The organism is Corallococcus sp. bb12-1 (assembly GCF_026626765.1).
GTDB lineage: Bacteria > Myxococcota > Myxococcia > Myxococcales > Myxococcaceae > Corallococcus > Corallococcus terminator.
In genome coordinates, this window is the sequence record NZ_JAPNJZ010000015.1 from 23,996 (window position 1) to 36,702 (window position 12,707).

7 protein-coding genes are annotated in these 12,707 nt (G+C 69.5%); 4 read left to right on the forward strand and 3 right to left on the reverse strand.

Features of this window, described 5'->3' with window-relative positions; genetic code table 11:
* Nucleotides 1-95: 95 nt before the first annotated feature.
* The 3 genes from OV208_RS17380 to OV208_RS17390 are packed head-to-tail and all read right to left on the reverse strand — an operon-like array spanning nucleotide 96 to nucleotide 5,130.
* Nucleotides 96-1,208, reverse strand: a complete 1,113-nt coding sequence (locus OV208_RS17380; RefSeq protein ID WP_267574953.1) for an alpha/beta fold hydrolase — start codon at nucleotides 1,206-1,208, stop codon at nucleotides 96-98.
* Complete coding sequence (locus tag OV208_RS17385) at nucleotides 1,198-2,739, reverse strand: FAD-dependent oxidoreductase (RefSeq protein ID WP_267574954.1); 1,542 nt, start codon at nucleotides 2,737-2,739, stop codon at nucleotides 1,198-1,200. The genes OV208_RS17380 and OV208_RS17385 overlap by 11 nt, the downstream gene beginning before the upstream one ends.
* 21 nt (nucleotides 2,740-2,760) lie before the next feature.
* Nucleotides 2,761-5,130, reverse strand: coding sequence for a GMC oxidoreductase (locus OV208_RS17390; RefSeq protein WP_267574955.1), 2,370 nt, complete (start codon nucleotides 5,128-5,130; stop codon nucleotides 2,761-2,763).
* Nucleotides 5,131-5,516: 386 nt separating this feature from the next.
* On the opposite strand from OV208_RS17390, the gene OV208_RS17395 reads away from it, so the two are divergent.
* From OV208_RS17395 to OV208_RS17410, 4 genes are all read left to right on the forward strand, one after another.
* Nucleotides 5,517-7,421 carry a serine/threonine-protein kinase gene (locus OV208_RS17395; protein ID WP_267574956.1) on the forward strand — a complete coding sequence of 635 codons (1,905 nt, stop codon included), beginning with the start codon at nucleotides 5,517-5,519 and terminating at the stop codon, nucleotides 7,419-7,421.
* Nucleotides 7,422-7,620: 199 nt separating this feature from the next.
* Nucleotides 7,621-8,928, forward strand: coding sequence for a serine/threonine-protein kinase (locus OV208_RS17400; RefSeq protein WP_267574957.1), 1,308 nt, complete (start codon nucleotides 7,621-7,623; stop codon nucleotides 8,926-8,928).
* Nucleotides 8,929-9,141: 213 nt separating this feature from the next.
* Nucleotides 9,142-11,277, forward strand: a complete 2,136-nt coding sequence (locus OV208_RS17405; protein WP_267574958.1) for a serine/threonine protein kinase — start codon at nucleotides 9,142-9,144, stop codon at nucleotides 11,275-11,277.
* Between the two features lie 108 nt (nucleotides 11,278-11,385).
* Nucleotides 11,386-12,687 (forward strand): serine/threonine-protein kinase, encoded by a 1,302-nt coding sequence (locus OV208_RS17410; RefSeq protein ID WP_267574959.1) that lies wholly within the window; start codon nucleotides 11,386-11,388, stop codon nucleotides 12,685-12,687.
* The last annotated feature ends 20 nt before the right edge of the window (nucleotides 12,688-12,707 follow it).

Below are 12,707 nucleotides of genomic sequence, written 5' to 3' on the forward strand. Positions count from 1 at the left end.
ACCCGCCGCTCGAAGGCCCGGTCCCTCTCCCCGCCGCGCGCGAAGCCCTGCTCAGGCTGAACCGAGCGCCCCCAAGTGGTGACGCGTTCCGGACGTCAGGAGGCGCGGGGCTGGAACTCCAGCGCGTCGCGCAGCACCGGGTAGGTGTCCTCGGAAGCGGTGCTGCCCATGAAGGTGTCGATGTGGCCGCAGCCCGGCAGCACGTGGCGCTGGTAGTAGCGCGCCCCGTTCGCCTCGCTCAGCCACGCGAAGGTGCGCTCCGTGGACGAAGGCAGATACGTCTGGTTCTTCTCGCCGGAGATGAACGTGATGGGCCGCTTGAAGGGCGCTGGGTCCAGGTAGTCCGGAGGCCGGGCCTGCCCGTAGCGCAGCAGGTTGCCCGCGCGGCCGTGGTCGTAGCGCACCGCGTGCCCGACCCGCGCCATCTGCCCCAGGTGGCGGAACGTCATCAGGTTGCAGCGGCCGAATTGCTCCTCCAGCCGCGAGTGCGTCTCCCGGTTGAGCCGGGAGTGCCGGTACAACCGCCCGTACATGAACGAAATCCGATGGCACACGGGGCTGTCGCACTCCATGCGCAGAAAGCCTGACACCTTGCTGAAGGCCGCCTGGAACAGCGGCGTGCTCGTGGCGTCATCCGACGTGAGCGAGTCCAGCCCCAGGTCCAGCAGCTCCGGCACCCGCAGCAGCGCCTTGAAGCGCGTGGACTTCGGCACGTCGTGGTGCAGCGCCACCTGAGACGCCACCACGCTGCGCACATCCGGCAGGTGTCCCGCCGCGAGCGACATGAAGAACGCCGCAGACCCCGCGCAGTGCACCACCGCCTGCACCGACTCCGCGCCGGTGATTTCGCGCATGCGCCGCACCGCCGCCGGCATGTCGTAGTCCGCCGCGTCGTCCAGCGAGAACTGGCGCAGGGGCAACTGCACGCTCGCGCGCCAGTCCAGGACCCACGTGTCGTAGCCGTGGCGCACCAGGTACTGGACGAAGTTCTCCTTCAGCGTGGGCAGCATGAACATGCCGCTCCACACGCCCGCGCCGTGCACCAGCAGCACCGGCCCCTTCGTGCCCCCCGCGTAGCGCGTGAGCCGCAGCGGGACGCCGTCCCCGGCGAGGAAGTCATACTTCTCCGCCACCGGAAGTCCGTCCCGCGTCCCGTACTCGGACACCACGCGCAACACCGCCGCACTGCCTCGACGTTCAGAAGCCATGGGCCACCGCCTCCGCGATGCGCTCGGACACCGCGCTGATGGTCATCACCGGATGGAAACCAATCGACGTGGGGATGATGGAGCCATCCGCCACGAACAGGCCCGGGTAGTTGAACACTTCCCCCTCCTTCGAAACGACGCCACGGTCCGGCGACTCCGCCAAGTGCGCCCCGCCCAGCGAGTGCACCGTGAAGGGTCGGCGGAACAGCTCCCACGTCACCAGTGGCGCGAACGTCCCGCCGTACTGCGACGCCAGCTCCCGCATCGCGCCCATCATCCGGGACACCAGCTCCGCGTTCTCGCCCGCGTAGTCCCATTCGATGTCCAGGCGGTCGCCCTTGAGCCCCATGCGCCCGTTGGCGTTGTCCTGGCCAATGGCGAACAGGTTGCTCGTGCGCGCCGGATCCACCGTGTTCATCAGGGGCTTGTTGAAGAGGCCCTTCGCGAACGCCCCATGCAGCAGCGGCCCCAGCTTCGGCCACAGGGGCGCCGCGACGCCGCCCAGCACCCCCAGCGTCGGCTGGCCCATGCCCGCGAGCACCGCCGTCGCCGGCTTGTTGAAGGTGGCCGTCACCATCGTGAAGCGCGGGGCCGCGTCGAAGAACTTCATCACCGTGGCCACGTCCGGGCCCACCCACGGGAGGATCTCCTCGCGGCTGCCCTGCATCGAGCCCAGGAAGTCGCCGTTGCCGGAGTACCCGTACCCCAACCGGTCGCTCACCAGAGGCAGCGTGCGGGCCCGGTCGCGGCTGCGCAGCAATATCTCCACCGTGCCCAGCGCCCCCGCGGACAGCACCACGCGGGTCCCCTCCACGGACGCCTTCTCCCCGGTGGCGAGGTCCCGGTAGTGCACCCGGTAGCCGCCCGCCACGCGCTGCACATGGGACACGGACAGGCCCGGCCACACCGTGGCGCCCAGCTTCTCCGCGCGCGCCAGGTAGGTGAGATCCAACGTGTTCTTCGCGCCGTGCTGGCAGCCGAACTCGCATTCCGCGCACAACTGGCACGCCTTGCGGCCCGGCGCGGAGGGCTCCGTCCAGGACACGGCCTCCGTCGGGTCGAACGTCTGACGGCCCATGCGCCGGGCCGCCTGCTGGAACAGGTCCCGCTTGCGCAGGGGGATGGACGCGGGGAACGGCTTCACGTCCAGCTCGCGCGCCACCTTGTCGTAGTAGGGGTCCAGCGCCTCGCGGCTGAAGCCCCGGGGCCAGCGCGGGTGGTCGAAGACGATGGGGTCCGGCCGCACGTGCACGTTCGCGTAGATGAGCGAACCGCCGCCCACGCCAGCCGCCGTCACAGTTCCGATGCCTGACAGGAAGCGCACGTCGAAGAGGCCCTTCGCCTGGGGCCGGGACGGCTGGCGCCAGAGGAGCTCATCCGCGCGCGTGACGTCGCGGGGGAACTGACCGGGGGCATAGCGCCGCCCGCGCTCCAGCACCGCCACGGACCTGCCCGCCTGCGCGAGCCTGAGCGCGGTGATGGAACCCCCGAAGCCGGAGCCCACCACCACCACGTCGTATCGCATCGCCATCCCCACGATGTGCCGTCCTCCCTAGTCGAACTTCGCGCGAGCGAAGACGTCCCAGAGCGTCCCCATGAACATGCCGCCAAAACGCCGGATCGCATCCGCCTGCTTCAGCGGAGACGACGTGCCCAGCACCGAGAACGTCGTGAGCTGCTGGAGGAAGTCCGGCAGGTGCAGGCGGATGATGCCGGTGGACACCACGGGCCCGGAGCGCTCATGCCCCTTGCGCACCACCGAGTAGAGCGTGGACGTGTCGCTCCACACGTCAAAGCCCGCGTTGTCACTGACCTCCTTGTAGCCATCCAGGAGGTACGGCTGGCCGTCCACGCCGGTGAAGGGCAAGAGGTACAGCATGCGCCGCTCGTAGAAGCGCTCCGTGTCCACGAAGAGGTTGAACACGCCGTGCTCCACCGCCGCGCCGCCCGGAGGCGTGAGGCCCTTCACGTGGAGCGTGCCCTGCGCGATGCCGCCGTGCGACTCCTGCGCGAGGAAGCGGTCCAGGTTGGGCAGCGTGATGGTGACGACGAACTCCGCCACATCCCCCTCGCGCTGCCCCGCCCGCGCCGCCCCGGCGAAGTCGTCCGCGGGCACGTGGTTCGGGTGCAGGTAGCCCTTCATCCGCTCCGTGAAGCGCAGGCCCACCACCGGCGTGGGCGAGGCCACCGTGCCGCCGGGAGGAATCACCACCGAGCCCAGCGGATCCGTCCCCGGCATCACGGGCGTGTGCGGCGTCTCCACCACCGGCATCATCCGCATGCCCACGCGCACGGACGCAGACGGGTCGGCGAACACGGGCTTCGCGGGCCCCCGCTCCGGCGCCACCCAGTCCGGCGCGTTCTTCACCTTGCGGATGGCGCGCTCCACGTTGCGCTCGGCCACGGCCGCGATGCTGGAGGACGGATTCACGCCGATGCCCACCGGCAGCGCCGCGCCGTCGAAGACATACAGGCCGGGGTAGCCATGCACCTGGCCTTCAGGATCCAGGACCCCGTACGCGGGCTCCTCCGCCATCGCGCAGCCGCCCAGGTTGTGCACGGACACCGGCAGGTGCAGCCGCTCCCACAGCGGGTTGTACGCGGCGCGCGTGCCCAGGGCCCGGGCCACGTCCTCGCACAACTGCTCCTGCGTGCGGTACAGCGGCAGGTTCGCGGGCACATCCCACTGCACCTGGAGTTCGCGCGTGACGGGCGACAGCGACAGCCGGCCGTTGGCCTTGTCCCGGCCCATGGCCAGGAACACCGCCTGGAAGCGGCCGCGCTCGTTCTCGATGGTGGCCATCTCCTTCGAGCGCGTGCGCAGCACCTTCACCAGCTCGCGCTGCAACAGGTCCGCCGGCAGACTGAGGGCGCGGTCCGGATCCATGGCGAGCATCAGCCCCGCCGCCTGCACCGGGTGACCGCCCTCCTGGAACAGGAACCAGGTCTTGTCCTTGCCCGTGCCCTCCTCCACCACCATGCCGGTGGTGATGGTGGGGCCCACGGCGGGGTCCCACGCCTCCTTCGTGTCGAAGGCGAAGGCGAGGAAGTCCCCGTTGGCCGAATAGCGCGAGCCCAGCCGCGCGCTCAAATCCGGCAGCGTGCCCAGGACGTCGCGGTTGCGCAGCAGCAGCTCCGTGGTGTTCACCGCGCCCGCGCACAGGAACACGCGGCGGGCATCCACGGTGCGTTGCATGCCGGCCGCCGCGTGGTCGGTGTACGTGACGCGGTAGCCCGGCGACAGGGGCTCGATGCGCGTCACCTCCGCCTGCGTGGACACCTCCGCGCCCTGCTGTTCGGCGACGGCCAGGTAGTTCAGGTCGAGCGTGTTCTTCGCGCGGACGTTGCAGCCGATGTCGCACTCGCCGCAGTAGTTGCAGCCCTCCTGCATCACGCCGAACTTGTTGGGCATCGGCTCGCCCGCGGGGGCGAAGCGCACGGCCAGGTTCGGGTGGAAGAACTGGGCTTCACGGCCCAGCTTCTTCGCCACCTCGTGCATCCGCTTCGTCTTCGGCGGCAGTCCACGCGCGGAGGCGGTGATGGGCTGCACGTCCATCATGTGCGCGACCAGGTCGTAGTACGGATCCAGCGTCTCGCGGCTGTAGCCCTCCGGCCACCCCGACGCGAACACCTCCGCCGGAGGCCGCAGGTGCACGTTGGCGTAGATGAGCGAGCCGCCGCCGTACCCCGCGGACTGCACGATGCTCATCCCCTTGAGCAGCTTGATGTCGAAGAGCCCCTGCCGGTGCTGCCACAGCCAGCCGTTGGTGGGGTCCTCGAAGTCGCGCGGGAAGCTGCCCTTCGGGTAGCGCAGGCCGCGTTCGAGCACGCACACGGACAGGCCCGCCTGCGCGAGCCGGCAGGCCGCGACCGCTCCGCCAAACCCGGTGCCAATGACCAGGGCATCGTATGCAGGTGCCATGTTCCCCCTCCGGGTGCGATCCCCAGGAGCAGGGATCAGGAGCACGACCCGGGAGCGTCCTATTGAACGGACACACCCGACTCTACAACGGGTCACCCCCGTTTCCTTGAGGCCCACCTTCCCGGCAGGTCGCTCTTTGTCGCGGTGGATCCGGGGATTTCCTGAACAGCGCGCGGATCAGGGCGAGCAGGGCCTCCAAGCACCCGGCAACCCCGCAGTGCATGCCACCGTTCAGTTCCGGAGGGGAACCGCGGGAAAAGGACCGCGCCATTGAACGTTCGTGGGCCAGGTAGTCGGCAAGCAGACGAGCGAAGTCGCGGCGCGCCCCCGGGAGTCGCAAGGTGCCTACCCCGCCGCGCTATCCTCACCGGATAACCGGACATTCAATGAAAACTCGAAGAGTTCCAGACACCGGCCCGCATCGCACGAGGACCGAGCCGGAGCTGCCGACACCGCTGGCGGAGGATCCGCTGGTGTCGACGCAGATGGGCGAGTTCGTCATCGAGGAGCGCATCGGCGCGGGTGGGATGGGCGTGGTGTACCGGGCGGTGCATCCGCTCATCGGCAAGCAGGCCGCGGTCAAGGTGCTGCGCGCGGAGCTGATGTCGCCGGAGCAGGAGCAGCGGCTGCTGGTGGAGGCGCGAACGGTGAACGCCATCCGGCACCCGGGCATCCTGGACATCTTCAACTTCGGGAGGCTCGCCGACGGGCGTCCGTACATCGTGATGGAGCTGCTGCGGGGCCAGCCGCTGTCGGAGGTGATGCGCGCGCAGGGGCGGCTGGACGTCGGGACGACGGTCTGGATGTTGGATCAGATGGCGTCCGCGCTGGGGGCGGCGCACCGGGCGGGCGTGGTGCACCGCGACCTGAAGCCCGCGAACGTGTTCGTGGTGGAGGTGCCGGACGCCGCGCCCACGCTCAAGCTCGTGGACTTCGGCATCGCCAAGGTGTTGCGGTCGCACGAAGGGCTGACGCTGGCGGATGGCGCCGTGCTGGGCACGCCGGACTTCATGGCCCCGGAGCAGATTCGAGGCGGTGCGATTGGCCCGGCGACGGATCTGTACGCGCTGGGAGTCCTCGCGTTCCAGATGCTGACCGGCGAGAAGCCCTTCCAGGGCGAGAACGTGCAGGTGATGTTCGCGCACGTGGAGCAGCCCGCGCCCCGTCCGTCGTCGAGGGTGAAGGGCCTTCCGCCCCAGCTCGACGCGCTGGTGCTCCAGTTGATGGAGAAGGACCCCACGCGGCGGCCGGCCTCCGCGGAAGCGGTGCGCGAGCAGTTGCGGGGGCTGGCGCGGACGACGCCCACGCGGCCGGAGGTGGAAGCGTCGCCGTCCTCGCCGCGCCCCGGACTTCTCGCGCCACTCATGGCCACGCGGCCAGAGGCGGAAGCGCCGACGTCGCCGTCCTCGCCGCTTCCCTGGCGGCTCGCGGCCCTGCTGATGGAGCGCCGACGCAGGGCCCCGTTGGTGGCGGCGGGAGTCGCGGCGCTGGTCCTGCTGGCAACGGGCCTCTGGGCGTTGACCCGGGCTCCGGAAGCGCCGCCGGCACTTTCGCATCGGCTGCCAATGCCGCCCGCCCCCACCGTGTCGGCAGCGCCCGCGAGCGCTCCGAACCGCGTGAAACCTCCGGAGGCGCAAGTCCCGACTCCGGCCACGCCCGCCGTGGCCCCACCCACCCCGAACCTCCCGGACGTCCCGCCCGAAGAAGCACGGGACGCCACGGACATCGCGCCGGGCACCGAGGCGAAAGCGACGGGACTGCCTTCGTTGCCCCTGGGGTCGCCTTCGGAGAAGCGGTTGGCGCGGCGGCTGTTCGGCCTTTTCAAGCAACTGCGAGCGCGGGCGAAGGACGTGGATGCGGAGGGAGAGCTGCGGGGCAGACTGGTGCAGCAGTACCGGGCGGCGGTGGACGCGGACGACCCGGAACGCGCGCGCATCCACCTGGCGCTCGATGCCTGGGAGAAGGTGCTGGCCGAGCGCATTGCCCGGCATGACGCGCCTCCCCCCGTCGTCCAGCCCGTGGTGCCCCGGCATCCACCGCTCGTGATTCCCACACTGCCCGCGCTGCCCCGGGGCAGTCCTGCTGAGCTGAAGCTGGCCCAGCGCCTGGACCGGCTCGTCGCGGAGCTGCGCCAGCGCACCCAGGGGCAGGACGTCGCCCCGGAGCTCACGCGGCAGCTCGTGAAGCTCTACGGCTCCGCTGCGGGGGCACAGACGGCCACCCAGCGCATGGAGGTGAATCAGGCGCTGGACGCGTGGCAGGAGCAGTTGAAGGCGCGCCTCCCGAAGTGAGCCGAAGCCAGCATTCCCCGGAGACAGGAGGTCGGGGCGGGGAGAATCGGGGGGCCGGGTGGACGCTGGAGCAAGGCCATGACATGGAAATGGGAATCCCCGTGAAGCAAAGCAGGCAGCCGAACGGGGGTAGCACGTAACGGGATGTTTCGATGACCCCCGGTGCGCGCGGTACCCTCCCCCGATGGCCGGCGAATTCATGAGCACTCCAGGCGTTCCCGACCCGGTGTCGTCCTCCGAGCCCCCCTCGCCGGAGCAGTCCCCCACACCGTCCGTGGATCCGCTGCTGACGATGCGGCTGGGCGAATTCATCATCGAGGAGCGCATCGGCGCGGGCGGGATGGGCGTCGTCTACCGCGCGGTGCATCCGCTGATTGGCAAGAACGCGGCCATCAAGGTGCTGCGGGCGGAGCGGATGGCGCGGCGCGGGGAGCAGCAACTGTTGCTGGAGGCGAAGGCGGTGAACGCCATCCGGCACCCGAACATCCTGGACGTCTTCAACTGCGGCACGCTGCCGGATGGGCGGCCGTACATCGTGATGGAGCTGTTGCGGGGCCGGACGCTGTCCGAGGTCTTGCTCGAGAAGGGCAAGCTGGACGTCGAGCTGACGGTCTGGGTGTTGGATCAGCTGTTGTCGGCGCTGGGAGCCGTGCACCGGGCGGGTGTGGTGCATCGCGACCTGAACCCGGAGAACTTGTTCCTGGTGGAGGTGCCGGACACAAAGCCCACGCTCAAGCTGGTGGACTTCGGCATCGCGCAGGTGCCTCGGGAGGAGTCACCGGGAGCGAACGGCGCCATGACGGGGACGCCGGAGTGCATGTCTCCGGAACAGATTCGCGGCGGCACGGTGGGACCGGCGGCGGACCTGTACTCGGTGGGCATCCTCGCGTTCCAGATGCTGACGGGCGCGCGTCCGTTCCAGGGCGAGCACATGCAGGTGATGTTCGCGCAGGTGGAGGCCGTACCGCCCGCGCCCTCCACCAAGGCGGAGGGCATTCCTCCGGCGTTGGATGCACTGGTGCTCCAGTTGCTGGAGAAGAAGCCCGCGCGACGTCCGGACTCCGCGGAGACAGCGCGCCAGCAATTGAGCGCCATTGAGGCCGCGCTGCGCATCCCTGGCGCTCCGCCCGTCCAGGCTGAACCGATCGTGGTGGCGGCGGTCCCCGTCGCGATGCCGACGGTCCTCCCGGTGGCGCCACCGGTGCCGCGTCGTCACAAGGTCGTCGTGGGCGCGGCGGTGCTCATCGCCTTCGGTGTCGGAATCGTGGGGGGACGGGTTCAACACAAGGTCGGTCCGGAGAAGGAGCCCACGGTTCCGGCCGCGCGGCGCCCTGTCCTGAGGGAGCCGGCCAGCATTCCCAGTCCCGCGCCGGTCACTCCGCCCGAAGGAGGGCCTCCACAGGAGGCCCTGGACGAAGGCGCACTCCAGGACGAGGCGCTGCGGGAACTGCCCTCTCCGGCCCAAACGGCGCCCACGCAAGGGATTGACGCCACGGCCTCGCCTTGAGCAGACCTACCTGATCCGTTTGTCAGGCGTCTAAGCCAGACGAACCTGGAAGGTCAGTTTCGACCCGCCTGGATCATCCAGGAGAATTGGAAGCGTTGGGATTGCACGGCTATGGTCCGCCGGCCGCATGCCCCCTCCATGAAAACCAACCGTCCGTCCGTTCCCGACGAGGCGGCGACCGCCTCGATACGACCTCCGTCCTCTGGGAGGTCTGTGTCTTCCTCCTCCGTCTCCGTCGCGGATCCCCTGATCTCCTCCCAGGTCGGGGAGTTCATCATCAACGAGCGCATCGGTGCCGGGGGCATGGGCGTGGTCTATCGCGCCACCCATTCCCTGATTGGCAAACAGGCGGCCATCAAGGTGCTGCGGGCGGACATCTCGTCACCCCGACTGCAAGAGCGATTGTTGGTGGAAGCCCGCTCGGTCAACGCCATCCAACACCCGGGCATCATCGACATCTTCGGTTTCGGAGCCCTCCCGGATGGGCGGCCCTACATCGTGATGGAATTGCTGCGGGGACGGGCGCTCTCCGACTTCGCCCCCACCCCCCAGCGGTTGGACGTGCCCACCACCGTCTGGGTGTTGGACCACATGCTGGCCGCGTTGGGTGCCGCGCATGCGGCGGGCGTGGTGCACCGCGACCTGAAGCCCGCGAACGTCTTCGTGGTGGAATTGCCAGGAACGGAGCCCAGTCTCAAACTGGTCGACTTCGGCATCGCCAAGGTGCTGGCGTCCCGGGACGGTCCGACGACCATCGACGGATCCATCCTGGGCACGCCCGAATTCATGGCCCCCGAGCAGATCCGCGGCGGAGAGGTGGGTCCGGCGACGGACCTCTACGCGGTGGGCATCATCGCGTTCCAGTTGCTCACCGGCTCGCGACCCTTCCAGGGCGATCCCGTCCAGGTGATGTTCGCGCACGTCGACCGACTCCCGCCGATGCCATCCTCGCGAGCGGAAGGCATCCCGCCGGAGCTCGACACGCTGGTGCTCCATCTGCTGGCGAAGGACCCCGCCCTGCGGCCGGCCTCGGCGGAGGCCGCGCGCCAGCAGCTCCAGCGGGTTTCCACTGGAGCGAGGAAGGGCTCCTCGCGACTGGCGGTACGAAGCGCCACCCGGACGGCAGCCCCCTCCAAGCCGCAGCCAACGCCAGACACGATGACCCTCCTGGCTCCGCGACGCGCGGGAAGCCCTGTCTGGTGGGTGGGGGGCATGGTCCTCCTCGCGGGACTGGGAGGGGCGTTCTGGCTCAGCCGTCCGGCCTCATCCGAGGCGCCCGCACCCGCGATTGCAGAATCCGCGTCGGAGACCCAGGCGAACGCGGTCCTCCGCCCTGTGCCAACCCCGCCAGACAGCCATCCTGCCGCACCGACGCCGCCTCCCGTTGAAGCCCCCGCGAAGATCGTGAGCGCGTCCACGAAGTCGCCATCGCCTGCCCAAGACCCGACGTCGCCCGAGGACATCGACATCCAGGAGCCTGTCCCGCAGGCAGGAACAGCACCGGCGCGACAGACCTCCCGACGCGGCAAGAACGGAGCCGTCTTGCCGACCGGAACGGACCGCGGGACCCGGGCATCCGGAGCAGCGACCCTTACGTTCATGCAGAACGCCACGCGGCTCACGGGGGTAATCGGCCCTGAAGCCGCGCCGACAACGCCCTCGCAGCCCGCCACGCCACCGCCACCGACCCCGCCAACCCTCGCCGCCCCACCGCCCGGAGTGACTCGCGCCGAGTTGCCAGCGATTCCCCGGAGCACCCTCGCGGAGAAGCTGCTGGCGCAACGGTTGGATGGACTGTCCAACCAACTGCATGCCCGAAGCCCGGGCGGCAATCCCCCGGCGGCCCTGCGCGAGGAATTGCTCCGGCTGTTCCAGAGCGCGGCCGTCGCGCGCACCGGCAACGACCGGGAGCGTGTCCAGCAGGCCGTCGATGTCTGGGTGAAGCATTTCAATCAGGCCCTGCCGCCACCTGGCGCAAGGCCCGCCGCTCCACCTCCCGCCCCGCCTCCCGTGGCGCCTCCTGAACCTGCGCCCCCTGTCGCCGTGAAGCACGAGCCTCCCGCCGTGAAGCACGAGCCTCCCGCCGTGAGGTATGAGCCTCCCGCCACCGTCGCGGATGCATCGCCCAGGAGGGGCACTCCCGCGGAGCAGCGGCTGGCCCGGCGGCTGGATCAGTACACCGCGGAGTTCAATCAACACTCGGGAGGAGAGGCCTGGTCGGAACTCGGAATGCAGTTGCGAGCGTTCCACGTCCGCGCGGCCCGGGAGCAGACCGCCACCGAGCGACAGGCCTTGAACATTGAATTGGATGCCTGGAAACAGAAGCTGGAGACACTCTTTCCAAGGTGAGCCGCAAGGACGGTCCGCGCAGGTTTTTGGACCGAACGCCGTCCCCTCATGAAAAAGCCTCTCCCCACCCGAAGCGACAAAGGGCAGACCTCCCGGCCTGGCACTGTCGTGGATCCCCTTCTGGGCCAGCGACTGGGCGATTTCGTCATCCAGGAGCGCATTGGGGAGGGCGGCATGGGCGTGGTGTACCGCGCGGAACACCCGCTCATTGGCAAACAGGCGGCCATCAAGGTCATGCGCCTGGATCTCGCTTCGCCCCAGCAGGCCCGCCGACTCCTCGTCGAGGCGCGCGCGGTCAATGCCATCCGGCACCCGGGGATCATCGACATCTTCGGCTTCGGCAGCCTTCCGGACGAACGGCCCTACATCATCATGGAGCTGCTCCAGGGGCGAACGCTCTCTGACTTCGTCCGCTCGAAGGAGCGCATGGAGTTGGAGAGCGTGGTCTGGGTCATGGACCAGATGCTGGCCGCGCTGGGCGCCGCGCACGATGCGGGTGTGGTGCATCGCGACCTGAAGCCCGAGAACGTCTTCGTCGTCGAAGCCGCGAAGATTCCCCCCTCCGTCAAGCTGGTCGACTTCGGCATCGCCAAGTTGTTGGAGTCACGCGACACCACGCCCCTCACGTCCGAGGGATTCGTCATTGGCACGCCGGAGTTCATGGCGCCCGAGCAGATCAACGGCGACCCCATCAGCCCGGCGACGGACCTCTACGCCGTCGGCGTGATGCTGTTCCAACTGCTCACCGGCGAACGCCCGTTCCAGGGCAAGCCCTTGCAGGTGATGTTCGCGCAACGGGATCAGCCGCCCCCGGTGCCCTCGTCGCGCGTCCCGGGCATTCCCCGGGAACTCGATGCACTGGTGCTCCACCTGCTGGCGAAGGAGCCCGCGGCGCGACCCGCTTCCGCGGAGAAGGTGCGCGAGAGACTGAAGCGCATCCCGCTGCGGTCGGCGCCCCATGCGCCTTCGACCGCGAAGCGTGGCGCGCCTCCGGCGGCCTCTCGCAAGGACGCGGGTGGATCCACCGTCGAAATCAGGGAAGCCCTCAAGGCCCTCCGGCGTCCGCTCAGCCCCGGATGGTGGCTGATCGGAGCACTGGTGGTCCTGTGCGTGAGCGCCACCGTCAGCCGACTCCGCCAGGCGGAGCAGCGCCCGAGCGCCCCACCCGCGCCTCGGCCGAAGGAAGGCCCCCCTCCGCCGACGCCGGTTCCACCCACGAAGGAGCAGCAGGTCCAACGCATCCAGGCGCTCCTCGACCAGTTCGACAGACGGAGCCAAGGCACGACGCCCGCGGAGATGAAGCGGGAGCTTCTGGACCTCATGGACACCGCCGCCCTCACGAAGACCCTGCAGGAACGAGAGATCGTCGAGAAGGAACTTCAGGATTGGAGCACCCGCGTCGAACAGTGATTCCCTTACCCGGGCACCCC